26 protein-coding genes are annotated in these 26,913 nt (G+C 61.9%); 13 read left to right on the top strand and 13 right to left on the bottom strand.

Translation table 11 applies throughout. The features are described 5' to 3' along the window. Positions 1-6: 6 nt before the first annotated feature. The 4 genes from QEN71_RS20335 to QEN71_RS20350 form a co-directional block, all read right to left on the bottom strand. The gene (locus QEN71_RS20335) at positions 7-588 is read right to left on the bottom strand and encodes a TetR/AcrR family transcriptional regulator (RefSeq protein WP_201650311.1); all 582 of its coding nucleotides are present in this window, start codon (positions 586-588) and stop codon (positions 7-9) included. A gap of 74 nt (positions 589-662) precedes the next feature. After that, entirely contained in the window at positions 663-2,345 is a 1,683-nt protein-coding gene (locus tag QEN71_RS20340; protein ID WP_201650310.1) for an ATP-dependent DNA ligase, read from the bottom strand. Beyond that, the gene (locus QEN71_RS20345; RefSeq protein WP_407675473.1) at positions 2,342-3,382 is read right to left on the bottom strand and encodes a ligase-associated DNA damage response exonuclease; all 1,041 of its coding nucleotides are present in this window, start codon (positions 3,380-3,382) and stop codon (positions 2,342-2,344) included. The genes QEN71_RS20340 and QEN71_RS20345 overlap by 4 nt, the downstream gene beginning before the upstream one ends. Before the next feature lie 236 nt (positions 3,383-3,618). Further along, a complete protein-coding gene (locus QEN71_RS20350; protein ID WP_201650308.1) occupies positions 3,619-4,017 on the bottom strand; it encodes a hypothetical protein in 399 nt (132 codons plus the stop codon). 206 nt (positions 4,018-4,223) lie between these two features. Between QEN71_RS20350 and katE the strand changes: the two genes are divergently transcribed. Beyond that, a complete protein-coding gene (katE, locus tag QEN71_RS20355) occupies positions 4,224-6,326 on the top strand; it encodes a catalase HPII (protein WP_201650307.1) in 2,103 nt (700 codons plus the stop codon). A gap of 76 nt (positions 6,327-6,402) precedes the next feature. Here katE and QEN71_RS20360 read toward each other — a convergent pair whose 3' ends face one another. Beyond that, positions 6,403-6,768, bottom strand: coding sequence for a DUF3564 family protein (locus QEN71_RS20360; protein ID WP_201650306.1), 366 nt, complete (start codon positions 6,766-6,768; stop codon positions 6,403-6,405). A 361-nt stretch (positions 6,769-7,129) separates the two neighbouring features. On the opposite strand from QEN71_RS20360, the gene QEN71_RS20365 reads away from it, so the two are divergent. The 3 genes from QEN71_RS20365 (at position 7,130) to QEN71_RS20375 (ending at position 10,178) form a co-directional block, all read left to right on the top strand. Next, on the top strand, positions 7,130-8,077 hold the full coding sequence (locus QEN71_RS20365; RefSeq protein WP_201650305.1) for an ABC transporter ATP-binding protein: 948 nt from the start codon (positions 7,130-7,132) through the stop codon (positions 8,075-8,077). Then, positions 8,074-8,835 (top strand): ABC transporter permease, encoded by a 762-nt coding sequence (locus QEN71_RS20370; protein WP_201650304.1) that lies wholly within the window; start codon positions 8,074-8,076, stop codon positions 8,833-8,835. The genes QEN71_RS20365 and QEN71_RS20370 overlap by 4 nt, the downstream gene beginning before the upstream one ends. A 113-nt stretch (positions 8,836-8,948) precedes the next feature. Then, entirely contained in the window at positions 8,949-10,178 is a 1,230-nt protein-coding gene (locus QEN71_RS20375) for a sensor histidine kinase (protein ID WP_201650303.1), read from the top strand. 69 nt (positions 10,179-10,247) lie between these two features. Here QEN71_RS20375 and QEN71_RS20380 read toward each other — a convergent pair whose 3' ends face one another. Both QEN71_RS20380 and QEN71_RS20385 read right to left on the bottom strand, forming a co-directional pair. Beyond that, positions 10,248-10,373 carry an MFS transporter small subunit gene (locus QEN71_RS20380; RefSeq protein WP_012403967.1) on the bottom strand — a complete coding sequence of 42 codons (126 nt, stop codon included), beginning with the start codon at positions 10,371-10,373 and terminating at the stop codon, positions 10,248-10,250. A gap of 22 nt (positions 10,374-10,395) precedes the next feature. Further along, positions 10,396-11,799, bottom strand: a complete 1,404-nt coding sequence (locus QEN71_RS20385; protein ID WP_201650302.1) for an L-lactate MFS transporter — start codon at positions 11,797-11,799, stop codon at positions 10,396-10,398. Between the two features lie 601 nt (positions 11,800-12,400). On the opposite strand from QEN71_RS20385, the gene QEN71_RS20390 reads away from it, so the two are divergent. Together QEN71_RS20390 and QEN71_RS20395 are read left to right on the top strand one after the other, a co-directional pair. Beyond that, the gene (locus QEN71_RS20390; RefSeq protein ID WP_201650301.1) at positions 12,401-12,616 is read left to right on the top strand and encodes a hypothetical protein; all 216 of its coding nucleotides are present in this window, start codon (positions 12,401-12,403) and stop codon (positions 12,614-12,616) included. Positions 12,617-12,712: 96 nt separating this feature from the next. Then, positions 12,713-13,333, top strand: a complete 621-nt coding sequence (locus QEN71_RS20395; protein ID WP_233471804.1) for a GntR family transcriptional regulator — start codon at positions 12,713-12,715, stop codon at positions 13,331-13,333. A gap of 76 nt (positions 13,334-13,409) precedes the next feature. Here QEN71_RS20395 and sucD read toward each other — a convergent pair whose 3' ends face one another. Both sucD and sucC read right to left on the bottom strand, forming a co-directional pair. After that, entirely contained in the window at positions 13,410-14,282 is an 873-nt protein-coding gene (gene sucD, locus QEN71_RS20400; RefSeq protein ID WP_201650300.1) for a succinate--CoA ligase subunit alpha, read from the bottom strand. A 1-nt stretch (position 14,283) separates the two neighbouring features. Further along, positions 14,284-15,507, bottom strand: a complete 1,224-nt coding sequence (sucC, locus tag QEN71_RS20405; RefSeq protein ID WP_201650299.1) for an ADP-forming succinate--CoA ligase subunit beta — start codon at positions 15,505-15,507, stop codon at positions 14,284-14,286. A 306-nt stretch (positions 15,508-15,813) separates the two neighbouring features. Between sucC and frc the strand changes: the two genes are divergently transcribed. Next, the gene (frc, locus tag QEN71_RS20410) at positions 15,814-17,061 is read left to right on the top strand and encodes a formyl-CoA transferase (protein ID WP_201650298.1); all 1,248 of its coding nucleotides are present in this window, start codon (positions 15,814-15,816) and stop codon (positions 17,059-17,061) included. 69 nt (positions 17,062-17,130) lie between these two features. Beyond that, positions 17,131-17,688 (top strand): NADP transhydrogenase subunit beta, encoded by a 558-nt coding sequence (locus tag QEN71_RS20415; RefSeq protein WP_201650297.1) that lies wholly within the window; start codon positions 17,131-17,133, stop codon positions 17,686-17,688. Positions 17,689-17,787: 99 nt separating this feature from the next. Here QEN71_RS20415 and QEN71_RS20420 read toward each other — a convergent pair whose 3' ends face one another. Both QEN71_RS20420 and QEN71_RS20425 read right to left on the bottom strand, forming a co-directional pair. Beyond that, on the bottom strand, positions 17,788-18,045 hold the full coding sequence (locus QEN71_RS20420) for a hypothetical protein (protein WP_201650296.1): 258 nt from the start codon (positions 18,043-18,045) through the stop codon (positions 17,788-17,790). A gap of 96 nt (positions 18,046-18,141) precedes the next feature. Continuing rightward, positions 18,142-19,086, bottom strand: a complete 945-nt coding sequence (locus QEN71_RS20425; RefSeq protein WP_201650295.1) for a LysR family transcriptional regulator — start codon at positions 19,084-19,086, stop codon at positions 18,142-18,144. Positions 19,087-19,434: 348 nt separating this feature from the next. On the opposite strand from QEN71_RS20425, the gene oxlT reads away from it, so the two are divergent. The 3 genes from oxlT (at position 19,435) to QEN71_RS20440 (ending at position 23,353) form a co-directional block, all read left to right on the top strand. Further along, positions 19,435-20,775 (top strand): oxalate/formate MFS antiporter, encoded by a 1,341-nt coding sequence (gene oxlT, locus QEN71_RS20430; RefSeq protein WP_201650294.1) that lies wholly within the window; start codon positions 19,435-19,437, stop codon positions 20,773-20,775. 33 nt (positions 20,776-20,808) lie between these two features. Further along, positions 20,809-21,831 (top strand): LysR family transcriptional regulator, encoded by a 1,023-nt coding sequence (locus QEN71_RS20435; RefSeq protein ID WP_201650293.1) that lies wholly within the window; start codon positions 20,809-20,811, stop codon positions 21,829-21,831. A gap of 70 nt (positions 21,832-21,901) precedes the next feature. After that, a complete protein-coding gene (locus QEN71_RS20440; protein WP_201650292.1) occupies positions 21,902-23,353 on the top strand; it encodes an aldehyde dehydrogenase family protein in 1,452 nt (483 codons plus the stop codon). A gap of 76 nt (positions 23,354-23,429) precedes the next feature. Here QEN71_RS20440 and QEN71_RS20445 read toward each other — a convergent pair whose 3' ends face one another. Together QEN71_RS20445 and QEN71_RS20450 are read right to left on the bottom strand one after the other, a co-directional pair. Beyond that, positions 23,430-24,053, bottom strand: a complete 624-nt coding sequence (locus tag QEN71_RS20445; RefSeq protein ID WP_028366427.1) for a LysE family translocator — start codon at positions 24,051-24,053, stop codon at positions 23,430-23,432. Positions 24,054-24,201: 148 nt separating this feature from the next. After that, entirely contained in the window at positions 24,202-24,759 is a 558-nt protein-coding gene (locus QEN71_RS20450; RefSeq protein ID WP_201650291.1) for a hypothetical protein, read from the bottom strand. A 220-nt stretch (positions 24,760-24,979) separates the two neighbouring features. Between QEN71_RS20450 and QEN71_RS20455 the strand changes: the two genes are divergently transcribed. After that, entirely contained in the window at positions 24,980-25,768 is a 789-nt protein-coding gene (locus tag QEN71_RS20455) for a hypothetical protein (protein ID WP_201650290.1), read from the top strand. A 3-nt stretch (positions 25,769-25,771) separates the two neighbouring features. After that, a complete protein-coding gene (locus tag QEN71_RS20460) occupies positions 25,772-26,701 on the top strand; it encodes a glycosyltransferase family 4 protein (RefSeq protein WP_201650289.1) in 930 nt (309 codons plus the stop codon). Positions 26,702-26,913 lie beyond the last annotated feature (212 nt).

Genomic DNA, 26,913 nt, shown 5'->3' on the forward strand with positions numbered 1-26,913 from the left:
CGCGGATCAGTGCTTGCGCACCAGCGCATCGACGAGCGCAAACGCCGTCTGTTTCAGTTTCTTCGGATCGCCGTACACGCGCTCCATCACCGCGATACCGCGCGTCGTCGTGACGATCAGATTCGCAGCCTGTTGCGGCGGCACGGTCAATTGCGCGCGCGCTTCTTTCGTCTCGAGTACCGCGAGCACAACTGCTTCGAGCATATCGAGCATGCTTTGCAAAGCCTCGCGCAAACGCGGCGATTCGGGATCGATTTCGACGGCCGTTTTCGTCGACAGACAACCGCGCGTCGGCGTGCCTTGCGTGATCGAACGGATCGCGAACGTGAAGAACGACGTCAGCGCGTCATGCAGATCGGGTTTGTCGAGCGCTTTGCGTGCATCGCCGATGAAGCGTTGCGCGTAGCGGTCGAACACGCGCATGAAGATTTCTTCCTTGTCGCCGTACGCGTTGTACAGCGAGCCGCGCTGAACGCCCGTCGCTTCGGCGAGATCCAGCATCGACGTGGCGCGAAAGCCCTTGCGCCAGAACACGTCGAGTGCGTGCGCGAAGGCGTCGTCTTCATCGAACTGACGAACTCCAGCCATGTGTTTGCCTCGGTCGGGAAATGCTCAAACCCGTATTTTGACATCATTGGCTAGGATGCACAGAGAAGGTAACGTCAGCGTGCGCGTTCGTCGATAAAACCCTTCAGTGTGACCAGCGTGTCGGCGTCGTCGATATGCTTGTCGGTGCGCCAGCGCAGCATGCGCGGAAAGCGCACGGCCACGCCTGATTTGTGGCGCGGACTCGCCTGAATGCCTTCGAAACCGATCTCGAACACGAGCGTCGGCGTCACGCTGCGCACGGGGCCGAACTTTTCAACGGTCGTCTTGCGCACGATCGCATCGACCTCGCGCATCTCTTCGTCCGTGAGGCCCGAATAGGCCTTCGCGAAGGGCACGAGCGTGCGCACGCCGTCCGCTTCGTCCCACACGGCGAAGGTGAAGTCTGTGTAGAGACTCGCACGCCTGCCGTGTCCGCGCTGCGCGTAGATCAGCACGGCATCGATCGCATACGGATCGATCTTCCATTTCCACCACGTGCCCGCCGCCTTGGTGCGCCCGACGCCGTACATCGACGCACGCTCCTTCAGCATCAATCCTTCGACGCCGCGTGCACGGCTTTCGTCGCGCAACGCGGCAAGCGCGTTCCAGTCGCTTGCATCGACGAGCGGCGACACGCGCAGCAGATCTTTGGCGAGCGTATCGGCGAGCTGCGCGCCGAGCGTATCGAGTCGCGCGCGCCGTTCCTGCAGCGGCTGCATGCGCAGATCGTCGCCGTTTGCTTCGAGCAGATCGTAGGCGAGAAACGTGGCAGGCGATTCTGCGAGCACGCGCTTCGTCAGCGACTTGCGCGTGATGCGCGGTTGCAATCGCGCGAACGGCAGCGGTGCGAGCGCGTTGGGTTCCCACGCGAGAATCTCGCCGTCGAGCACATAGCCGTCAGGCAGCGCTTCGCCCAGCGCGACGACTTCGGGAAAGCGGTCCGTGATGAGATCTTCGCCACGCGACCACACCCACACGCGGCCATCGCGTTTCACGACCTGCGCGCGTATGCCGTCCCACTTCCATTCGGCGAACCACGACGACGGATCGCCGAGTGTCGACGGATCGGCTTGCAACGGATGCGCGAGAAAGAACGGATAGGGCAAGCCGAGTTCGCTTTCGTGACGGATGCGCGCGGCTTCGTCGTCTTGCGTATCGGCGGAAGGCGCGGGCGCGATGAGGCGCAGATAGCGCGCGGCATCGGGCGGCTGGCTCGAATCGGTCCAGCCGACCATGCGCTGCGCGATCAGCTTGTGATCGACGCCCGCGGCCTCGGCGAGTGCGCGCACGACGAGTTGCCGCGCGACACCCACGCGAAAGCCGCCGCCGATCAGCTTCGTCAATAGAAACCGGCCGCTCCAGTCGAGTTCGTCCCAGTACGCAATGAGACGTTCGCGCAGCGTTTCCGGTGATGCGCCGCGCAGCGTCAGGATGCGTTCTTCGATCCACTGTGTGAGCCCCAGCTCCGACGTGCGCGCGGCGGGCGGCAACACGTGCGCGATAGTCTCCGCGAGATCGCCGACGGCCTGATACGACTCTTCGAACAGCCACTCGGGCAAGCCGGCGCGGGTGCGCGCGATCTCCGTGAGCAAACGCGTCGGCACTGACTGGCGCGGCTTCCCGCCCGCCAGAAAATACGACGCCCACGCGGCGTCTTCGGGTGGCGCGGCATGGAAGTAGGTGATCAGCGCGTCGAGCTTGTCGCGCGTCGACGTGGTTGCGTCGAGCGCCGTGTAGAGCGTGGCGAAGCGCTTCATGATGCTTCGGGCGCGGCTGCTTCGTTGCCCGCTGCCGCGTCCGCTTCGATCGCATCGTCGCCGTATTCGGTGGCGAAGGCGCCTGCTTCGAGGCCCTGTTCGTGCAACCAGCGCACCATCGGTTCGACCTGTCCATGCGTGACGATCACGCGCTGCGCGCCCGTCGCCGCGATGGCCGTTTGCAGGCCCGGCCAGTCCGCGTGATCGGACAGCACGAAGCCGCGATCGACGCCGCGTCGCCGGCGCGTGCCGCGCAAGCGCATCCAGCCCGACGCGAACGCGTCACTGTAGTCGCCGAAGCGCCGCAGCCACGTGCTGCCTTGCGCGGACGGCGGTGCGATCACGAGTGCCTGTCTGAAGACTTCCTTGCTTTTCGCGGGAATCTCGCTGACGAGCCGCACGGGCGGCAGCGCGACACCCGCCGCACGATACGCACGATTCAGCGGCTCGACGGCACCGTGACAGAAGATGGGACCGATGCCCGCATCGATGCCCGCGAGGATGTGCTGCGCCTTGCCGAACGAATAGCAGAACAGCACCGACGCGCGATTCGTCGCCGCGTTATGACGCCACCAGCTGTCGATGCCGTCGAACACCGTTTGCGGCGCATCCCAGCGATAGATGGGCAGACCGAAAGTCGATTCGGTGATGAACGTATGGCAGCGCACGGGCTCGAACGGCGCGCAGGTCGGATCGGGGTCGAGCTTGTAGTCGCCCGACGCGACCCACACTTCGCCGCGATATTCGACGCGCACTTGCGCCGAACCGAGCACATGTCCCGCCGGATGAAGCGACACGTCGACGCCGTTGATCGAAATGCGCTCGCCATATGCGAGCGTCTGCAACTCGATGCCCGGCAGCCGCGATTGCAGCACGAGCGCGCCGGGTTCGGCGGCCAGATAACGGCGATGCCCGAAGCGTGCATGATCGGCATGCGCGTGCGTGATGACCGCTCGCTCGACGGGTTGCCATGGGTCGATATGGAAATCGCCTTGCGGACAGTACAGGCCTTCGGGACGCGCGACGATCAGATCCATCTGTTGACTCAAGGTTGTCTCCGCGTGAACCAGGCCGCGTCGGCACGGCATGGCCTGTGCATCGATGGACTCGCGCAATGGGTCGGAAGTTCATCGCCCGCGTTGACGCGATATTGACCAGGATTTCGATCGACAACGCCTGTGCAACCAACGCAAAAACGCCCCGGCGTTCGACGAACGCCGGGGCGTGTGCTCGACAGCTGGCTTTTACAACGGAACCCACCTGTCAGGCGCGATTACTGGCCGCCCTGATTGGTGCCGTTGGTGCCCGGCTGCATCGTGCCGTTCTGCTGCATCGTGCCTCGTTGCGGCATCGTACCGTTGTACGAGCGGCTCGTGCCCGCGCTGTTCGGCGTCGCGCCCGTACCCGTGCCCGCACCGCCGCCTGTGCCCGTGGTGCCGGGCGTGCCGTAGCCGCTATCGTTGGTGCTGCCGCGCTGCATGCGGTTTACGTTGGCGCCCGGCGTCGCGACGCCGCCTGCGCCGCCCGTGTTGCCGCCGCCCGCGCCGACACCGTTGCCTGACGAACCGCCGCCTGCGCCGTTACCGCCGGCACCGGCACCCTGAGCGTAGACACCGCCGGATAGAGCCATCACGAGGGCAGTGGCAAGTACCTTCTTGGTCGTGCTTTTCATGGTCGAACCTCCAGGAGATGGTTTGATCTTCACGAGTCGGTGCTGTCGACCCGCCCGTGTCTGCATTAGCGCAAACCCTGTGCCGCGCGATCCGCGCTTTCACGCGACAGCGCCAGGAACACTGTTTGCACTCTTGCTGGACGATGCAGCGCAGATGCACGATGCGTCGCGCGCAATTCACGAGCACAGGAAAAGGAGCCCCACCGATGGCAAGCAAGCAGCGCAATCCGTCGTCTTCCGCGCCGGCGGAAGATCTCAAGTCGAAGGATCTCGAACGTTCGCGCGTGCGGCCGCAAAACGAAGCACTGCGCACGAATCAGGGCGTGAAAATCGCGGACAACCAGAACACGTTGCGTGCAGGTCCGCGCGGTCCGTCGTTGCTCGAAGATTTCATCATGCGTGAAAAGATCACGCACTTCGACCATGAGCGCATTCCCGAGCGCATCGTGCATGCGCGCGGATCGGCGGCGCATGGCGTGTTTCAGGTCTACGAGTCGATGGCCGAATACACGAAAGCAGCCTTTTTGCAGGACCCTTCCGTGCAAACGCCTGTGTACGTGCGCTTTTCCACGGTGCAAGGTCCGCGCGGTTCGGCCGATACCGTGCGCGATGTGCGTGGGTTCGCAACCAAGTTCTACACGTCTGAAGGCAATTACGACCTGGTCGGCAACAACATGCCTGTGTTCTTCATTCAGGATGCGATCAAGTTCCCCGACTTCGTGCATGCCGTGAAGCCCGAAGCGCCGAATGAAATGCCGACGGGCGGCTCGGCGCACGACACGTTCTGGGACTTCGTCTCGCTCGTGCCCGAGTCCGCGCACATGGTGCTATGGACGATGTCCGACCGCGCGATTCCGCGCAGCCTGCGGACGATGGAAGGCTTCGGCATCCACACGTTCCGCTTCATCAACGCGAAGGGCGCGATGCGTCTGGTGAAGTTTCACTGGCGACCTGTGCTCGGCTCGTACTCGGTGCTGTGGGACGAAGCGCAGAAGCTCGCGGGCAAGGACCCGGATTTTCATCGACGCGACCTGTGGGAAGCGATCGAACGCGGCGACTTTCCCGAGTTCGAACTCGGCGTGCAGATTATCGAAGAGAAGGATCAGGATTCGTTCGACTTCGATCTGCTCGATCCGACCAAGCTTGTGCCCGAGGAAATCGTGCCCGTGAAGATCATCGGCAAGATGACGTTGAACCGGAATCCCGACAACTTCTTCGCCGAAACCGAGCAGGTGGCGTTTCACCCGGGACACGTCGTGCCGGGCATCGACTTCACGAATGACCCGCTATTGCAGGGGCGTTTGTTCTCGTACACGGATACGCAGATCAGCCGGCTAGGCGGACCGAACTTCCATGAGATCCCGATCAATCGTCCTGTGAGCCCGAACGTGAACAACCAGCGCGACGGCATGCACCGGCAGACGATCAACGTCGGCCAGGCTTCGTACGAGCCGAATTCGGTAAGCGATGCGTGGCCCAAGGAGACGGATCCTGCAGCAACGGACGGCGGCTTCGAGAGTTATCCAGAGCCGATGGAAGGCACGAAGATCCGCGTACGCAGCGATTCTTTCGCCGATCATTTCTCGCAGGCCGCGCTCTTCTATCAAAGCATGAGCGACGTCGAGAAGGAGCACATTGCGCTCGCGTATCAGTTCGAACTCGGCAAGGTGACGAAGCCCGAGATTCGCGCGCGCGTGGTCAATGAAATCCTCGCGAACTTCGATGCAGATCTCGCGGCGACGGTTGCGGAAGGACTCGGCTTGCCGAAACCCGGCAAGGGCGCGCGAGCGGTGGGCAAGCAGAAGCCGTCGCCGGCGCTGAGCCTGCTGAATCGCGTTGTGAAGGGCATCAAGACGCGCAAGATCGCCGTGATGGCCGCACCCGGCAGCGACGGTGCGACGATCAAGAGCGTGCAGGCGGCGTTGAAGGCGGAAGGCGCGACGCCGTTGCTGGTCGCGCCGACGCTCGCGGCCATCGACGGCATGAATCCCGACGCAACGATTTCCGGCATGCCGTCGATCATGTTCGACGGCGTGGTGATTGTCGGCGGCGAGCAGGGCGCGAAGGCGCTCGCGCAATCGGGCGATGCACGTCACTTCGTGCTCGAAGCGTTCCGGCATCTGAAGGCGATTGCCGCGATCGGCGCGGGCAAGGAACTGCTGTCCGCGACGCATCTGCCCGAGAAGGCGGATGGCGTATCGATCGGCGATAACGGCAAGGTGGACGCCGTGCTGAAGACGTTCATCGACGCGGTCGGTCAGCATCGCGTGTGGTCGCGCCGGCAGGCTGCGGAGTCGGTGCCTGCTTAAAACCGGTCGTGCATGAACAGGCGCCGTTGCTGTCGTACGCAGCAACGGCGCTTTTTTATGCTCGAAGGAGATATGTTTAACGACGCGTCGGAGGCGAGACGCGCGATGTATGCGCGCTTTCGCGTTCGACGGCCTGTAGCCGCCAGTAACCCGCGACGGCGTCGGGCCGCGAATGCGAGATCCACGTCGCCTGGCCCTGCGCCGACGTCATGTTGCCGTGCCGATCGATGCGCACGCCGTACAGCGTGACGAGCGGCTGTTCGCTGTCGCGCGCGCACAGCGACATGATGTGCCCGTCTTCGCGCATGTCGCCCGACGACGGCAGCTCCACTCCGCGCCCGTCTTGCGACGTCCACGCGTGGCTGATCGTGTCGAGCCACAGGACCGCGTAGTCGTGATTGACAGTCGGGTCGGATGTATTGATCAGGATCGACAGACGCATGAAGCCTCCATGTCCGCAGAATCGGCCGCGCGGACGTCGCGGCAAGGTGTGAGGCGGCCTCGCCTGCGTGCGCAGTAGCGGAGGGCAATGGCTTTCGCCGGATCAAGCAACGCCCGTTCCAACGTGTGGGACGCGACGCGATCGCGGTGCAGCAAGGCGCGGCGGCGCGACCTGTGTGTTGCGCTGCACTTGGCGCTGTACAAAATGCAGGACGGCGTTGGCGTTTTTACGTGGCGGCGCGCAGTAAAAGAAGAGGCTATCTGCAACGCATTTGACAATCCCGCATGCATAAGCGACGCGCGAACGTCAGTAGGGGCAGAGTAGCGGCGCAGCGGGGCGCTATCTGCTATCGTTCGCGTCTATGCCACCCATCATCTCGGTTTCGAATCTGTCGAAGACGTACGCAACGGGCTTTCAGGCCCTCAAGCGTATCGATCTCTCCATTCGCCAAGGCGAAATCTTTGCATTGCTCGGGCCAAACGGCGCGGGCAAGACCACGCTCATCAGCATCATCTGCGGGATCGTCAACGCGACGGAAGGCACCGTGACGGTCGACGGTCACGATATCCGCAACGACTACCGCGCAGCGCGCACGCTGATCGGCCTCGTGCCGCAGGAACTGACCACCGATGCCTTCGAGACCGTCTGGGCGACCGTCTCGTTCAGCCGCGGCCTGTTCGGCAAGCCGAAGAATCCGGCACACATCGAAAAGGTGTTGCGCGATCTGTCGCTGTGGGACAAGCGCAATAGCCGCATCATTCAACTGTCAGGCGGCATGAAACGGCGCGTCCTGATCGCGAAGGCGTTGTCGCACGAACCGCGCGTGCTGTTTCTCGACGAACCGACGGCAGGCGTCGACGTCGAACTGCGCCGCGATATGTGGAAGCTCGTGCGCTCGCTGTCCGCGAACGGCGTGACGATCATCCTCACCACGCATTACATCGAAGAAGCGGAAGAGATGGCCGATCGCATCGGCGTGATCAACGGCGGCGAACTGAAGCTCGTCGAAGAGAAAGCGGAGTTGATGCGCAAGCTCGGCAAGAAGCAGCTGACGCTGCAACTCGAAGCGCCGCTCGCGGGCATTCCTGCATCGCTCGCACATTACGGCCTCGAACTCTCGAACGAGAACGGCGAACTCATCTATACGTACGACGCGGAACGCGAGAAGAGCAGCAGCATCGTTGCGCTGCTCAACGATCTCAGCGAAGCAGGTATCCGCTTCAAGGATCTGCATACGACGCAAAGCTCGCTCGAAGATATTTTCGTGAGTCTCGTGCACCGCAAACAACAAGAGGAAAGCGTGCGATGAACATTCATGCAATCCGCGCGATCTACCGCTTCGAAATGGCGCGCACGGGGCGCACGCTGATGCAGAGCATCATCGCGCCCGTCATTTCGACGTCGCTGTATTTCATCGTGTTCGGCTCGGCGATCGGCTCGCGTATCCGCGAAGTGGAAGGCATCAGCTACGGTTCGTTCATCGTGCCGGGACTCATCATGCTGTCGCTGTTGTCGCAGAGCATTTCGAATGCGTCTTTCGGCATCTATTTCCCGCGCTTCACGGGCACGATTTACGAACTGTTGTCCGCGCCCGTGTCATATCTGGAGATCGTGATCAGCTACGTCGGCGCGGCCGCGACCAAGTCGATCATTCTCGGTCTCATCATTCTCGCCACCGCTGGCCTGTTCGTGCCGCTGCAGATACAGCACCCGTTCTGGATGGTCGGGTTTCTCGTGCTGACAGCCATCACGTTCAGTCTGCTCGGCTTCATCATCGGCATATGGGCCGACAACTTCGAGAAGCTGCAGCTCGTGCCGCTGCTCATCATTACGCCGCTAACGTTCCTTGGCGGCAGCTTCTACTCCGTCTCGATGCTGCCGCCCGCGTGGAAGGTGATCACGCTGTTCAATCCCATCGTCTATCTGGTCAGCGGCTTTCGCTGGAGCTTCTTCGGACTCGCGGATGTCGGCGTCGGCATCAGTCTCGGCATGACGGCGCTGTTTCTTTGCATCTTCCTCGCAGTGATCGCGTGGATCTTCAAAACGGGCTATCGGCTCAAGTCGTAGTAGGATGAACGTCGTTGGCGTACAGCCGACATGGGAGAGGGTTGCGGCCACGTGCGGTGCCGCAGCCGTTCGACATCGCAGCACGACGCTTTTAGCGGGGCGCGAGCGACATCATGGCCACGACGCAATCACGACCGCTCGGCGCATTTGCCGGGTATATCCGCAAGAACGAGGTCGAGCTCACGGAGCGCTGGCTGAAATCCGTTTTCAGCGATGCCGAGCTGACGGAAGCCGACCGGCTGACCAACGACCAGTTGTCGGATCATGTACCCGACATACTTGAATCCATCTGCAGCGCGCTTGAGCAACAGGATCTCGAAGAAGTCGAACCCGAGATCGAACGCAAGGCGCGGCTGCACGGCAAAATGCGCTGGAAACAGGGCTATCGCATCGACGAACTCGTGCGCGAGCTCGATCTGTTCCGTCAGACGCTGATGGGCGCCGTCGTGCAATACGCGGAAGCGCATCCCGCTTTCTCGCGGCGTTACGAAGAACGCGCGCGCTATTTCATCGACGAGTCCGTGAGCTTCGTCACGCTGACGTCGGTGCGTGAAGTCGTGACGGAGCGCGACCGCAAGATCGACGAATACACGGGGCGGCTCGAACGCGCGAATCACGAACTGTTGCTCAAGCAGAAGCTGGTCGGCGAACTGTACGAGTCGCGCATGCAGATCACGCGCAGCGTCGTGCATGACTTGCGAAACTTTCTCAATGTGTTTTCGATGGCGCTGCAACTCGTCGCGCGCGCGCCCGCGAAAACGGAAGCCGCACTGGCGCTCGCGAACCGCCAGGCCGCCGACATGAAAGTGCTCGTCGATGAACTCGTCGAGTATTCGGTCGTGCTCGGCGACACGAACCAGATCGCCATCGAATCCGTCGATCTGCACGCGCTGTTCGACGAACTGGTCGCGTCGTGTGGCCCGACGATACGCGAGAAAGGGCTCGAGCTGAATGCATCGTTCGACGGACAACTCGAGTCGGTGCAGTCGAATCGCCTGAAGCTCAAACAGATCGCGATCAATCTGCTCACGAATGCCGTCAAGTACACGAAGGCGGGCAAGGTCACGCTCGACATGCGCACGCGCGGCAACGACGCGTGGTGTCTGCGCGTGTCGGATACGGGAGTAGGTATCGGTGATGGAGATCGCGATCGCGTGTTCAGGGAATTCGAGCGCGCGAACGACGACGACGTGCCCGGCGCGGGTCTCGGCCTCGCGATCGTCAAGGAGTTGTGCCGCATGCTGGACGGCGAGCTGCGCTTCGATTCGCAGCGAGGCGTCGGCACGACCTTCGAGATCAGATTTCCGTTGCAGTTGCAGCCCGTGCAGGCGCCGGAATTCTAACTACCAAAACAAAAAGGCCGGGCAGCGATGCCCGGCCTTTTCTTCAATCGATGCTGATGCTGTAGCGGCTTAGCCGAACAGCTTCATCGCCTGCAGCAGCGTGTTGACCACGCCCCACGTCAGCGGAATCAGCACATACAGCCAGAACACGGCCATGAGGCCCTTGTTCGTCGGATGAGCGTTTTGCGTCGACATTGTCATTCTCCTGTGTCGGGCCTTATTTGGCGGATGCGAGTTGCGCGTCCGTCATGTGATGCTTTTCGTTCACGTGCTTCACGAGCAGGTTGCAGATGAAGCCGATGACGAGCAGCACGGTCATGATGTGCACGGTCATCGTGTAGGCGTCTGCCTTGGCAACGCCATGCGCGACCTGGTAAGCGCGGATGTAGTTGACGAGCACGGGGCCAGCGACGCCCGCTGCCGCCCACGCCGTCAGCAGACGGCCGTGAATGCCGCCGACGAACGCGGTGCCGAACATGTCCGCGAGATACGCGGGCACGGTCGAGAAGCCGCCGCCGTACATCGACAGGATCACGCAGTAGCAGAGCACGAAGAGGGCGATGTTGCCCGTCGTCGCGAAACTCGGCACGAGCCAGTACAGCACGGCGCCCAGCGCGAAGAAGATGAAGTACGTGTTCTTGCGGCCCACGTAGTCCGACGCCGATGCCCACACGAAACGGCCGCCCATGTTGAAAAGCGACAGCAGACCGACGAAGCCTGCGGCTGCCGCCGGCGTCACCGTGTTCTTGAAGCTTTCCTGGATCATCACCGATGCCTGGCCGAGAATGCCGATGCCGGCCGTCACGTTCAGGAACAGCACCAGCCAGATCAGATAGAACTGGGGCGTCTTCAGCGCCTGGTCGATGTGCACGTGGTTGCGCGTGATCATCTTCGTCGTCGTGGTCGCGGGCGGCGTCCAGCCAGCCGGCTTCCAGTCTGCGGGCGGAACGCGGATCGCGAGCGAACCGATCGTCATCGAGATGAAGTAGGCAATGCCGAGCACGATGAACGTTTCAGCCACGCCGATGCTCGTCGCGCTCTTGAAGTGGTTCATCAGCGCGACGGACAGCGGTGCGGCGATCATCGCGCCGCCGCCGAAGCCCATGATCGCCATGCCCGTCGCCATGCCGCGGCGGTCCGGGAACCAGCGGATCAGCGTCGACACGGGCGACACATAGCCGAGACCGAGGCCGACCCCGCCGAGCACGCCATAGCCGAGATACAGCAGCACGATCTGATGGAGCCACACGCCGATCGCCGAAACGATGAAGCCGCCGCCGAAGCAGCAGGCCGCCGTGAACATCGTGCGGCGCGGGCCGACTTTTTCGAGCCACTTGCCGGCAAATGCCGCCGACAGGCCGAGAAACACGATGGCTAGCGAGAAGATCCAGCCGAGTGCCGTCAGCGACCAGTCGTCCGGTGCGGACTGCGTGATGCCGATGACTTTGGTGAGCGGTCCGTTGAACACGGAGAACGCATAGGCCTGACCGATACACAGATGCACGGCGAGGGCGGCAGGCGGCACCATCCAGCGGGAAAAGCCAGGTTGGGCGATCGTTGCCTGTTTAGAAAAGAAGGATGGCGAGCGGGCGTCGCCGCCGGGCTCAGAAATGCTGCTCATGGTCGGTCTCCGATCGGGCTAAACGTCTGGTTATCGGTTGTAATTGCCGAAACTTGAGCTAACGCAGTTTCATTACATATGCTGGGCTGCAACATATTAAAACTGTGTTAGCCGGTGGCCATATTCGGCAATGGCGAGACGATAGGTGCATGCGACACGCTTTGCAATATGAGAATGAAATGCATATGGAAGCGGCCGGAAGGGTTGTGCGAAGCGGGATACAACCATTTCAAGCGACATGAGGCCGCAGGTGACGGCGTGACGCACGATGCGCGGGCATTGAGTTTTTTGCCGAATCGATTCAGGTGCGCACTTTGCTGCGTAAGCACACAGAAAGGCTTTTCAGTCGATTTTTGGGATTCGGGTTCACCCTCTATTTTTTCGTTGTCGAACGCTTCATAAGTACAGTTCGCAGCATAGGAAAAAAGTACAGTTTCCGGCTGGACCGCCAGCCGTCGCGGCTCCGCGCCCGCCGTGCTAAGTTGGGATTGTTGTCGCCGCTGAACAACAGTATTTGATATATCACATACAAGATACTTGATTTTTGTCGCGACGCAGCATATGATTGAGTCATTCGATCACTCAATGACGGGAGCACCAAATGGATTTCGTGACGCTTGCATTCTTCGCCGTTGCTGTCGTGGGCCTGGGTTCGGCCGCAACCGTGCTGCTGACGCGCTGGATTCCCCAGCATGTCGCCGAGCTGGCATCGAAGCATGGCCGTTATGTCGGTCTCGAAGCCGCTCCGGTGCGTCAAGCCACGCCGTACCGCGCGCGTGTCGAAGCCGCGATGAACGCAGTCGGCTCGTCGAACTAAGCGCCGCACCCAGCAGTGGCTACACCCGCACTGAACCTGCCTCTGGCGCTGCAGCCCATCGGCAACAGCGCCAGCCTGCGCGATCAGGCTTACTCGATGTTGCGTCAGGCCATCGCGGATGCCGACATCTACGCGTCGAGCGAAGAGATTCGTCTCGACGAGCGCGCGTTGAGCGAATCCCTGGGCGTGAGCCGCACGCCCGTGCGCGAGGCGATGACGCTGCTGGAGCAGGAAGGCTTTCTGCGCATGGTGCCGAGACGCGGCATTTATATTGTGCGCAAGAGCAAGCGTGAGATCGTCGAGATGATCCAGATGTGGGCCGCGCTCGAAAGCATGGCCGCGCGTCTCGCCACCTTGCACGCATCGGATGAAGAGATCGCCAAGCTGCGCCACATGTTCGACCAGTTCCGCGATTCGACGCCGGCCGAGCATATCGCCGAGTATTCGAACGCGAACATCGCGTTCCATCAGGCGATCGTCGAACTGTCGAAGTCGCAGATCATTCTCGACACGATCAAGAACATCTTCGTCCACGTGCGCGCGATCCGGCGCATGACGATTTCGCAGAGCGACCGCGCGTCGCGCTCGATCGTCGATCATCTGCGCATCATCGAAGCACTGGAAAAGCGCGATACGGAACTCGCCGAGCGTCTGGTGCGCGAGCACTCGCTCGGGCTTGCCGCTTTCGTCGACGCGAACTGCGATTTTCTCGACTGAGCGTCGTTGCAGCAGGTTTGAAGCAAAAAGCCAGCGGACCGAAAAGTCCGCTGGCTTTTTTTACGTCCTTACATCGTCACTGAAAAGCCTTCAGCATCGTCTCGCCAAGCGCCGCCGGCGACTGCGCGACGTGAATGCCCGCCGCGCGCATCGCGTCGATCTTCGCGCCCGCCGTGCCTTTGCCGCCCGAGATGATCGCGCCCGCGTGACCCATCCGACGTCCGGGAGGCGCGCTCGTGCCCGCGATGAAACCGACCACGGGCTTGTTGGTGCGCGAGTCCTTGAGGAACTGCGCCGCGTCCTCTTCCGCCGAGCCGCCGATTTCGCCGATCATGATGATGCCTTCCGTCTCGTCGTCGGCGAGGAACATCTCCAGGCAGTCGATGAAGTTCGTGCCGTTGACGGGATCGCCGCCGATACCGATGCACGTCGTCTGCCCGAGGCCCGCCGCCGTCGTTTGCGCGACGGCTTCGTAAGTCAGCGTGCCCGAGCGCGACACCACGCCGATCTTGCCCGGCCGGTGAATATGCCCCGGCATGATGCCGATCTTGCACTGGCCCGGCGTGATGACGCCCGGGCAGTTCGGCCCGATCAGACGCGTCGCCGAACCGGCCAGCGCGCGCTTCACGCGAACCATGTCGATCACGGGAATGCCTTCCGTGATGCAGACGACGAGCGGGATTTCGGCATCGACGGCTTCGAGAATCGCGTCGGCGGCCATCGGCGGCGGCACGTAGATCACGGATGCATTCGCGCCCGTCGCGCCGACGGCGTCGGCGACGGTATCAAAGACGGGCAAACCCAGATGCGACGTGCCGCCCTTGCCGGGCGTGACGCCGCCGACCATCTGCGTGCCGTACGCGACGGCCTGTTCGGAGTGAAACGTGCCCTGCGAGCCGGTGAAGCCCTGGCAAATCACCTTCGTATTACGATCGATCAGTACGGCCATGTCAGTTTGCCTCCGTCGCGACTGCCGCGTGGTTCTTGTCCTTGACTGCGGCGACCACTTTGCTCGCCGCGTCGGCGAGGTGATCGGCCGAGAGAATCGGCAGACCCGAGTCGCGCAGAATCTGCTTGCCGAGTTCGACGTTCGTGCCTTCCAGCCGCACGACGAGCGGCACGCGCAGGTCCACTTCGCGCGCCGCGCTCACCACGCCTTCCGCGATCACGTCGCAACGCATGATGCCGCCGAAGATGTTGACCAGAATCCCTTCGACTTTCGGATCGCGCAGAATCAGCCGGAACGCCGTCGCGACGCGCTCTTTGGTCGCGCCGCCGCCGACGTCGAGAAAATTCGCCGGCTCGCCGCCATAGAGCTTGATGATGTCCATCGTCGCCATCGCGAGGCCGGCGCCGTTCACCATGCAGCCGATGTTGCCGTCGAGCGTCACGTAATTCAGGCCGTGCTTGGCGGCTTCGAGTTCGGCGGCGTCTTCTTCCGCTTCGTCGCGCAGCGCTTCGATGGGCGGATTACGGAAGAGGGCGTTGTCGTCGAAATTGATCTTTGCGTCGAGCGCGATCACGTCGCCTTGCTGCGTGACGACGAGCGGATTGATCTCGACGATCGACGCATCCAGTTCGACGAACGCGCGGTACGTGTTGGCGATGAACTGCGTCGCCGACTTGACCTGCTTGCCCGTCAGCCCGAGACCGAAGGCGAGCTGGCGCGCGTGGAACGGTTGCAGGCCCGTCGCCGGATCGATCGCGACCTTGAGGATTTTCTCGGGCGTGCGCTCGGCGACTTCCTCGATTTCCATGCCGCCTTCCGTCGACGCCATCACCGTGATGCGCGACGTGCTGCGGTCGATCAGCATGCCGAGATACAGCTCGCGTTCGATCGCGCAGCCTTCCTCCACATATACGCGCTTCACTTCGCGGCCCGCCGGTCCCGTCTGCTTCGTGACGAGCACGTGCGACAGCATCTGCGCGGCATTCGAAGCGACGTCGCTGACCGTCTTCACGACGCGCACGCCGCCCTTGCCGTTCGGATCATCGGTGAAGCGGCCCGCGCCGCGCCCGCCCGCGTGAATCTGCGACTTCACGACCCACACCGAGCCGCCGAGCGCGAGCGCCGCGTCTTCGGCCTCCTGCGGCGTGAACGCGACGCGGCCGTTCGGCACGGCGACGCCATAGCCCTTCAGCAGTTCCTTCGCCTGATATTCGTGAATATTCACCTGTCTCCTCGCTAGTTGAGTTCGACGCCTGCCGGCGTCAGTGAGTGGGTGGTCGGCTCAGGGTAGAAATATGGTATGTGATATATCAGAGATGCTCAAGCGGAGAAACGGATCGGGGTTTTCCCTTTGTGAAACCGCTGCTTAATTTGCAATTCGGTCTCGATGCCTTGTCAGTAAAGGCTTCAGACGTTTCTACGGGATTCTGCTTACGGTAGTGAAAGCGCTTGCAGCGATTAGATATATCACATACCGTATTGAACACGGACGATCGAAATAAGAGCGCGAAGTGCTCGGAAGGGAGACAACATGGGCAAAGCACTCGACGGTGTGCGCATTCTCGATTTCACGCACGTGCAATCGGGGCCGACCTGCACGCAGTTGCTCGCATGGTTCGGCGCGGACGTGATCAAGGTGGAGCGCGCAGGCGCTGGCGATATCACGCGCGAGCAACTGCGCGACGTGCCTGACGCGGACAGCCTCTACTTCACGATGCTCAACCACAACAAGCGCTCGGTGACCATCGATACGAAGAATCCCGAAGGCAAGCTTGTACTCGAGGCGCTGATCCAGAAGTGCGACGTGATGGTCGAGAACTTCGCGCCCGGCGCGCTCGATCGCATGGGCTTCACGTGGGAGCGGATCCAGGAACTCAATCCGAAGATGATCGTGGCCTCCGTGAAGGGCTTCGGTCCCGGTCCTTATGAGGACTGCAAGGTCTACGAAAATGTCGCGCAATGCGTGGGCGGCGCGGCTTCGACGACGGGTTTCGACGACGGCCCGCCCGTCGTGACGGGCGCACAGATTGGCGATAGCGGCACGGGTCTGCATCTCGCACTCGGCATCGTCACCGCGCTCTATCAGCGGACGATGACGGGCCGCGGCCAGAAAGTACTCGCCGCGATGCAGGACGGCGTGCTGAATCTCTGCCGCGTGAAGCTGCGCGACCAGCAACGCCTGGAACGCACCGGTGTGATGAAAGAGTACCCGCAATATCCGAACGGCACATTTGGTGAAGCGGTGCCGCGTGCAGGCAATGCGTCGGGTGGCGGACAGCCGGGCTGGATTCTCAAGTGCAAAGGCTGGGAGCACGATCCGAACGCGTACATCTACTTCATCACGCAAGCGCCTGTGTGGGCGAAGATCTGCAACGTGATCGGCAAGGAAGAGTGGGCGACCGACCCGGAGTACGCAACGCCCAATGCACGCCTGCCGCGTTTGAAGGAAATCTTCGCGGAAGTCGAACGCTGGACGATGACGAAGACCAAGTTCGAGGCGATGGAAATCCTCAACGAACACGACATTCCATGCGGCCCGATTCTGTCGATGAAAGAGATCGCGGACGACGAATCGCTGCGTAAAACAGGGACGATTGTCGAAGTCGATCACCCGGTGCGCGGAAAATATCTGACGGTGGGCAATCCGATCAAGCTGTCGGACAGCCCGACGGAAGTCATCCGTTCGCCGCTGCTCGGCGAGCACACGGAAGAAGTGATGGCCGAACTCGGTTATTCGCCTGAACAGATCGAAGCGCTCAGGACGGCAGGCGCGATCTGAGAAAAAGATCGGGTCAGGAAGCAGAACAAAGAATCGAACTGGCGCGAATGCGCAACGCAAGGAGATGACATGCCGGATGGTGCGGACTTCATCGCGTGGTCGGGACTCGAGCGACTCGAGTTGTATGTATTCGTCTTCTCGGGCGCACTGATGTTCGCGATCGCGTCGATCGTGTTCGTCAAGCGGCTCGCGCATGGCAGGCGAAGCGCGCGGCAAGCGGCGGCCGGCGACAAGATCGTCGATCTGCTCGCATTGGGATTGTGTATCTGGCTTGGTTACGCTTTTGTCAACGAGCCCGCGCAACTGCCGGGAATCGCGGCGCTGTTCGCTGTCAGCCTGCTCGCTGCGGCGCTCGGGGCACATGTGATGCTGACGACACATGAACACGGTATGCGTGCGCCCGCGCATTGCGGGATGCTGGCGCGGCGTAGCGCATCGCTGCGTGTCGCGTGGGACGGCGACGCCGCACGCATGCAACCATCCGACGATTTCACGCAGCGCTGGACCTATACGAACAATCCGCGCCGTACGCAGGCGCGTTGTCTGTCATCGGCGAGAAATGCGCATCTGGCGCATGCGACGCTGCGCGTGCGAAGCCGGCAACGTTATCAGCTGAAACGCCACTAACACTTCACTGGGGAAATGCATGACGTCCGCGCTGTGTGCATCGAAAGGATCGCACAGCGCGGACGTCGGAGAGAGCCATCGATGAACTGCAACCCTGCGTCATTGAGCCGTGGACTCGCGATAGAACTGGTTCTTCCTGTCGAAGATCAGTTGCGCGAGAAAGTCGGCGTCGTAGGCGTTGAGCAGATGCGCGTGAAAGCGCTCGATGTAGGCGGAGATGCGCGCCACTTCGTTGCTGACGTCATCGAAGAAATCGAGCGTCGCCTGGCTCCAGCGGAAACGCAGGCCGAGATCGCTGAACGCGGCGTTGTAGGCGCTCAGCAGCGCTTCATTGTGCAGATCGGCAGACTGATTCATTGCAATGCTCCTAAGTCGGGGGACGACGTTCGACAGAAGCATAGAAGCCACAACGAATCTGCAATAGTTAAAGTTTTATTGGCAATCCATAGCACGTCACTTATGGACGGCCAGTTGATTCACCCGCGTGATCTGCTCGATCAGATTCGCGCCTTCTTCCATCAGAAAGCGCTTGAACGCCACGGCCACGGGCGGCAAGCGCTTGTTCTTGCGATGCACGACGTACCAGTTGAGCATCACGGGAAAACCCTCGACATCGAGCACGACGAGATGCCCGACCTGCAGTTCGAGACTGATCGTATGCGCCGACAGAAACGCGATGCCCATGCCCGCGATCACGGCCTGCTTGATCGTCTCCGTGCTCTTGATCTCCATCGCGATCTTGAGGTTGGTCAGGCGTCCCGCAAAACCTTCTTCCATCGAATTCCACGTATCGGAGCCGCGCTCGCGCACGACGAATGCTTCGCTAGCAAGCTGGCTGAGCTTGATGTTGCGCTTGTTCGCGAGGGGATGCGTGGGCGCCGCGACGATCACATACGGGTGCGGCGCGAACGCTTCGTTGATCGCGTCCCCTTCCTGCGGCGGACGCACCATCACCGCGAGATCGGTCTGATTGGTCGCCAGCTGATGCAGCAGTTCTTCGCGGTTGTGCACAGCAAGATTCAGTTCGACGCCCGCATAGCGCCGCGTAAATTCGGCGAGCAGCCGTGGAAAGAAGTAGTCGCCCGCACTGATCACCGAGACGTTCAGCTTGCCGCCCGATACGCCCTTGAGCTGGCCCATCGCTTCATCGACTTCATGAAATTGCTGAATGATCGCGCGGCTGTAGTGAAGCATTTCGGTGCCGGCCGGCGTCAGGTAGATCTTCTTGCCGAGTTGTTCGAAAAGCGGCAGGCCCGCATGTTCTTCAAGCTGTCGGACCTGCGTGGAAACAGCGGGCTGGGTGAGGTGGAGTTCCTCCGCCGCGCGCGAAAAGCTCAGATGCCGCGCCACCGTTTCGAAGACTTTCAGCTGGCGCAGGGTCGCGTTACGCATTGTCATGGCAGATGTATAAGCGAAGATGAATCTTCATGGTAACAAACTTTAATTATCAGTAATTCAGCATTGACCCTAGCATGGATTCTGTAATGGACGAATGGCAGCGCAAGTATCGGGTTAACGCTTAAAACAAGGCCCCGATGCGGCGACAACGAGAACTGATGACCGGCACTCTTTTATCGATCGGGTGAAAGAACCGCTAAATCGGCTTAAAGGTTTTTAGAAAAGAAGAAGTGGAATTGGCATTGCGAATATCCCCGAAGCGGTCCGATCGGGGCACAACTATAAGGTGGCATGGATGCAGGCCGGCGTTTTGTCCGGCGGCCCTAAATAGATAGCGGAGACAGGCACATGAACAGCATTTCTCAGCAAGCTCCCGTTGCGTTCTGGCGCAACCGGTGGTGGCAACTAGTAATCGGCCTCTTGTGTATGGCGCTCGTCGCCAACCTTCAATACGCGTGGACCTTGTTCGTCACGCCTATGAGCACGAAGCATCATTGGGGGCGTGCAGAAGTGCAGCTCGCATTCTCGATCTTCATTCTCACGGAGACGTGGCTGGTCCCGATCGAAGGCTGGCTCGTCGACAAGTTCGGTCCGCGTCCTGTCGTGGCGGCCGGCGCGATCTGCGCGGGGCTTGCGTGGGTGATGAATTCGTTCGCGACGACGCTGCCGGAGTTGTACATCGCGTCCGTGATCGCCGGTATCGGTGCGGGCGGCGTGTACGGCACATGCGTCGGCAATGCGCTCAAGCTGTTTCCGGACAAGCGCGGTCTCGCAGCGGGCCTGACGGCTGCGGGCTTCGGCGCTGGTGCAGCGGTGACGGTGATCCCAATCGCGAACATGATCAACGCGAAGGGTTATGAGCATACGTTCCTGTTCTTCGGCATTCTGCAGGGCGTGTGCATCTTCCTGCTGGCGTTGATGCTGAAAAAGCCGGAAGGCGTGAAGGTCGCGGCCATCAAGCGCAAGTTCGCCGTCACGAAGCAGGACTACACGCCGGGCCAGATGATCAAATCGCCTGTGTTCTGGGTGATCTACGCATCGTTCGTCGCGGTCGCGGCGGGCGGTCTGATGGCGACTGCGCAGCTCGGTCCGATCGCAAAGGACTGGGGTCTCGCCAAGCTGCCGATGACGCTCTTCGGCGCCACGCTGCCGCTGCTCACGATGACGCTGTCGATCGACAACATCTGCAATGGCTTCACGCGTCCGCTGTGCGGCTTCATCTCGGACAAGATCGGCCGTGAAAACACGATGTTCGCGATCTTCATCGGCGAAGGTCTCGCGCTGCTGGGCTTGATGCAGTATGGCCAGAACCCGTATGCGTTCATGACGTTCGCGGCACTGATCTTCCTGTTCTGGGGCGAGATCTTCTCGATCTTCCCGGCAATCTGCGCGGACACGTTCGGCAGCAAGTATGCGGCGGCGAATGCAGGCACGCTGTACACGGCAAAGGGCACGGCCTCGCTGATCGTGCCGATCGCCTCGGTGCTTGCGGCGACGGGTGGCTGGAACCTGGTGTTCATCGTCTCGGCAGTGATCACGATTGCTGCGGGTGTGTCGGCGAAATTCGTGCTGGCACCGATGCGCGCACGCTGGATCGCTTCATCGAACGAAAGGTCTCACGAACTCGAGCCGGAACTCGCGGCCAATGGACCGGGCCTGCGTCACTGGCCGGAACAGACGGGCGAATAAACCCGTATCACTTCAACATGGCGACGTGAACACATGAACGTATCGTTGCAGCAATTGAAGGTGTTCGTCGCCGTCGCGCGTCAGCGGAGCTTCACCCGCGCGGCGCGCGAGTTCGACCTGACACAGTCGGCCGTGAGCCGGTGCGTGCGCGAACTCGAAGAGTCGATTGCATTGCGTCTCTTCGATCGCACGACGCGTCAGGTCGAACTGACGACAGCGGGCTCGCGGCTCGAACGGCGCATCGGGCGCCTGATCGAGGAGATCGAGCTGACCTTGCGCGAGGAGCGCGCCGCGCACGAAGAGCACACCGGGCTCGTCGTGGTCGCGTGCGATCCCGTGACGTCGTCGGGCTGGTTGCCCGAGCGGCTCGCGCGCAGCGCCGCGCATTTCCCCGACCTGATCGTCACCGCGAAGGAACAACCCCAACATGCCGTGCTCGCAGCAATCGAGCAAGGCGAAGTCGATTTCGGCGTGCTGTGCGACGCGAACGTCGCGGGCGCCGATGCTTTCCACATGCAGCCGCTCGTGTCGACGCCGCTGTGCGCCGTGCTGCCGCACGCGCATCCGCTCGCATCGGGCGCCGCCGTGCACTGGGAGGCGCTGCGCAATAGCCGCAGCGTCACGCAGCTGGTCACGCTCAACGCGGAAGCGGGCACGCGCAACGTGACGGAGCGCGCATTGAACACGCATCGTATCGATGCCGCGCGCGCCAACGAATGCGGCCATCTTGCCGCGGCGTTGCGTATGATCGAACTGGGTCTCGGCATCGGCGTACTGCCTGTCGATCCGCATGGCGCTGCGTTGCCGGCATCGCTCGTCGCGCGTCCGCTCGTGCCCGAAGTGTCCGTGACGACGATGCTCGTGCGGCGTCGCAACCGCTCGTTGCGCCCGAATGCGGAAGCCGTGTGGTCGCTGTTTTCCGGCAAGGACTTGCCCGCCCATGCCGGCGCGTCGTCGACCACAGGCACAACAACTGCACACTCGATAATTAAAGGAGCCACACACGAACCGATGCCGTGCGTACCCGATGACGAGGCGTTAATGCGAGCCTCATAAGCCCAAGGGTGCGGGCGGTTCAGTTGACGGTTCGCGAATACGCAATATCGCCAATCGTAAGGAGCATGGGATGGACACTGAAACCGACCTCAGACGCCACGATCTTCTCATCGACGGTAAGCGGCTGCCGCCCGGTACGGGCGAGTACTCAGTCAATATCAACCCTGCGACGGAAGAGCCGATAGCGCTCGTCGCACAAGGCAGCGCGCAGGATGTCGATACGGCCGTGAAGGCCGCGCGCGCTGCGCTCAAAGTCTGGAACGGCATGCGCGCCGCCGAGCGCGGCCGCATCCTCATGCGCTTCTCAGAACTGCTGCGCGAGCATCAGGACGAAATCGTCGCGCTCGAAAGCCTCGACGCGGGCAAGCCGCTCGGGGCCGTCAAACGCCAGGACGTGCCCGCCGCCATCGACACGCTCGCCTACTACGCCGGCTGGTGCGACAAGATCAACGGTCAGGTCGTGCCCGTGCGTCCCGACGCGCTCACTTACACGATCCGCGAGCCCGTCGGCGTGGTCGGCGCGATCGTGCCGTGGAATTTCCCGCTGATGATCGGCATGTGGAAGATCGCGCCCGCGCTCGCGTGCGGTTGCACGATGGTCGTCAAGCCCGCCGAGATCACGCCGCTGTCCGCGCTGCGCGTCGGCGAACTCGCGCTGGAAGCGGGCGTGCCGCCCGGTGTGCTGAACATTGTGACGGGCAAGGGGCGTGTGGTCGGCGATGCAATCGTCGCGCATCCGGACATCGACAAGGTGACGTTCACAGGATCGCCGTCGGTGGGGCGCGGCATTCTGCAGGGCGCGGCGGGCAACTTCAAGCGCGTGACGCTGGAACTCGGCGGCAAATCGGCGAACGTGATTTTCGCCGACGCGAATATCGACAACGCCGTGCGCGCGGCGGCTTCCGGCATCTTCTTCAACACGGGGCAGGTGTGTTCGGCGGGTTCGCGGATTCTCGCGCATCGCGATGTGTACGACGAAGTGGTCGAACGGCTCGCGGCGCGCGCGCAAGGGATCAAGGTCGGCGATCCCAATGAACGCGAAACGACGATGGGCCCGCTCGTGTCTGCCGCGCAGATGAAGACGGTGCTCGATTACGTGGAGATCGGCAGGAACGAGGGCGCGTCGATCGTGACGGGCGGCGCGCGTATCGGTCAGAAGGGTTTCTTCGTCGAACCGACGGTGTTCGCAAACGTCGAGCACGAGATGCGCATCTCGCAGGAGGAAATCTTCGGTCCGGTGGCGAGCGTCGTGCGCTTCGACGACGAAGAGGACGCGGTGCGCATCGCGAACGGCACGGCGTACAGTCTCGCGGCGGGCGTGTGGAGCGCGGACATCGGCCGCGTGCATCGCGTCGCGCACGCGCTGAGGGCAGGCACCGTGTGGATCAACACCTACGGCTATACCGATGTGCGCCTGCCGTGGGGCGGTTCAGGCGATTCGGGCTTCGGCCGCGAACACGGCGATGTCGCAATCGAAAACTTCACGGAACCGAAGGCGATCTGGCTCGCGATCGAACATTAATTCGCCGACATCGCCAAGAAAAAAGCGGATCGAATGATCCGCTTTTTTTGTATGACTACGCGTGTGGAAAGGCCGTTCAGGTCGTGCGCCGAACCAGCAGAAAACTCACGCCGATCGCGCCGAGAAACGCGCCGCAGCAGCGGTTGAACCAGCGGCGCACGGTGGCGCGCGTCAGCCACTTGCCGAGATGCATGCCCGCCCACGAGTACAGCGCGATCGCGAACCATTCGAGCACGAGGAAACTCGCGCCGAGCACGGCGAACTGCGGCAGCATCGGCTTCGAAATATCGACGAATTGCGGCAGGAACGCGGTGAACACGAGAATCGCCTTCGGATTGCCCGCCGCCACGAAGCACTCCTGACGCGCGATGCGCCACAGCGACGCGTCGTCCTGTTTCATCGCGTCCATCGGCCCGGCGTCGCTGCGCCACAGCTGGATGGCGAGCCAGATCAGATAGGCGGCGCCCGTCAGCTTGATCGCGAGGAAGAACAGTTCGGACGCGTGCAGCACGACGGCAAGGCCCGTCGCCGCCAGCACGAGCATGCCCGCGAACGCGACGAGCCGCCCGCTGCCGGCGACGAAGGCCGTCATGAAGCCGTGCCGCGCCGCGACGTTGATCGACAGAAGGTTGTTGGGGCCGGGCGCCATGTTGATCGCGAAGCACGCGGGGAGAAAGAACAGCCAGGCGGTGAGGGACATGACGGCTCGCTCGGATGACCGCCGCGCGACGCGTTTCGATAGCGCGTCGCGGCAGCGCGAATTCGGATGGGGAAACTTCGATTGTAACGAAATGCCGGCTGCGTTTGGGTCGCAGCGGAAGAAGCGCGCGCCGCGATGGCGCGGCGTGTTATTGCGCGGGCTGAAGTGCCTGGCGGAACGACGGATCTCGGACGATCGTGTCGATGCTGAGCTTGACGACGTCGTCGAGTGCGAAAGCGGGGTTGGTGAACTTCTGCCGATAAAGATGGACCGTATTGCTCTTCACGTAGACGGTTTCCTTCGTCGATGCATTGGTGACGAAGTAGCAGATCGTCATCGACCACGTGGCGGGCGAGCGTGCGTCGTCGACCGACAGAACTTCGATCCGGCCGTTCAGCACCAGCTTGTCATGCGTGGTCACGACGATGCCCGACTTGCGCCACGCGGACACGACGGCGTCGCGCACGGACGCTTCGACGCCCTTCTTCAGCAGAATCGACGTCGTCGCCGTGTTGGCGATCCGGTCGTAGGTGATGTGGCCTTCGCGCGCGGGCTGGTAGGAGAATCCGCGAGCGGGAGCGATGGTCAGCGCGTTGTCGGCGGGTGTCTCGCTCGACGACACCGAGCGCGGAACGAAGAAAGAACAGGCAGAGGTCAGGAGCGCGAAGCAGGCGATGCTGGAACGTTTGAACAGGAGCGGGTTCACGGCGATAGCGCAGCAGACGTGACGCTGCGTGATGGATGTCGAAAGTGCAAGAGTTTGTCGCGCGAGCGCGCCGACGAATATGAGACGTGTCCTAAAAAGGCGCAGCCTCGTCGGAACTGGGGCTCCGGGCTTATCGCATTAAGACTGGTCCTACAGTTATTTTTTGGATAGCCGGCGATACTCATCGACGTTCATTTTCGTCCCGACAGAGATCACGTCCATGCTCCAAACGTCCGCACTCCAAACGATGAAACCGCTGTTCATGACGCCGTGTTACGGCGCCAATCTTGCGGCGAACTTCACGAACAGTTTGCTCGCGCTCAACAACGCGCTGTGGACGACGGGCATGCAGGGTTCCGTGCGAATCCGTTCCGGCGAGAGCCTCATCACGCGTGCGCGCAACGAAGCCGTCGCCGAATTTTTGCTGGATCCGAGCTATACGCATCTGTTCTGGATCGACGCCGACATTGGCTTCACCGTCGATCAGGTGTTTCGCCTTCTGCTCGCCGATCGTGATGTCGTCGCGGGCGTATATCCGCTGAAGCGCTTCGACTGGCCTGGCGTGTTGCCCGCCGGTATCACGCGAGAGACCTTCGCGGCGCGTTACCTGCGCTATCCCGTGAACGCGCACGACGGCGTGTCTACCGAAATCGACGGCGACGGATTTCTCGAAGTCAGCGAAGCGCCGACGGGCTTCATGTGCATCCGCCGCAGCGTGATCGAAACGATGATCGCCCGTCTGCCCGAACTGAAATACGTGCCCGACGGTCCGCCCGATTCGCCGCTCTACGACTTCTGCTATCGCTTTTTCGACGTGATGGTCGAGCCGTCGACCAACCGCTATCTGTCCGAAGACTACGCGTTCTGCCGACGCTGGCGCGAGATCGGCGGCCGCGTGTTCGTCGATACGCAATCGAAGCTGTCGCATCAGGGCATCTACACATGGCACGGCGACTTTGGTGCGTCGCTCGCGGCGAGTCCGCAGACGGCGATCGGCGGCGAGTGCTGAAGCATGGAAGCCAACGAACTGAGCGTGCGCGCACGCGGCGGCACGGAGTTGATGCTGCAGGCGCTTCACGCGCGACTCGATCCGCAACTGGCGGGACAGTTTCAGATCATTCCATCGCGCGTCCGCTCGCTCGATCCTGATCGCAAGCGGATTCTCTGGCTGCACGACAAGCCGAGCCGCGAGGAAGCTGGCTTCCTGGAGCACGCTGAAAATCGCTCGGCGTTTGCAGGCATCGTGTGCGTGTCGCACTATCAAGCGGCGCTGTATCAGATGATTCCAAACGTGCCGTATGCGGAGATGACCGTGTTGCAGAACGCAATCGAGCCGTTCGGCGCATTTCGTCCGCGACGCAGCAAGCGCATCCGCCTGATTTATCACACGACGCCTGATCGCGGCCTCGAAATCCTCGTGCCGGTGTTCGAGCATCTCGCGACGCGTCACGCCGACATCGAACTCGACGTCTTTTCGAGCTTCAGCATTTACGACTGGATCGAGCGCGACGCGCCGTTTCAGCCGCTATTCGAGCGATGCCGCGCACATCCGCGCATCCGCTATCACGGCGCGCAGCCGAATGCCGTGGTGCGCGACACGCTGAGCGAGTGCGACATCTTCGCGTATCCGAACATCGAACCGGAGACGAGCTGCATCGCGGCGATCGAAGCGATGTCGGCGGGCTGTCTCACGGTTTGCGCGGCGTATGGCGGTCTGCCGGAAACCTGCGCGAACTACGCGAAGCTCTATCCGTTCACCGAAAACCTGCAGGCTCATGCGCAGCGTTTCGCCGCTGCACTCGATGATGCAATCTGCGCGGTCCGTCAGCGCAACGCCGACGACGAGCGCCTGCGCGCGCAGCAAGTCGAGTACTTCACGCGCTTCTATTCGTGGGACAGGCGCATCGGAGAATGGGATGCTTATTTGCGCGGCTTGCTCTAACACGCGAATGCGTATTCAACCAAACGACGCTCAGGTCGTGTCATAAGAAAAATTAGGAATCAGGCGATTCAACCGGATTCGTCCTCTCCCTAAACTTGATAGTTCACTTGCCGGGCTGCGCGGCGCGATGCAGCGACCACAGAGTCGCCGGATCGATCGATCCCTCTTCGCTACGCGCCGCGGCCGTGTCTTTCGGACGCGGCCGCTCATGC

This window comes from Paraburkholderia sabiae (assembly GCF_030412785.1).
In the GTDB taxonomy this organism is placed as follows: Bacteria; Pseudomonadota; Gammaproteobacteria; order Burkholderiales; family Burkholderiaceae; genus Paraburkholderia; species Paraburkholderia sabiae.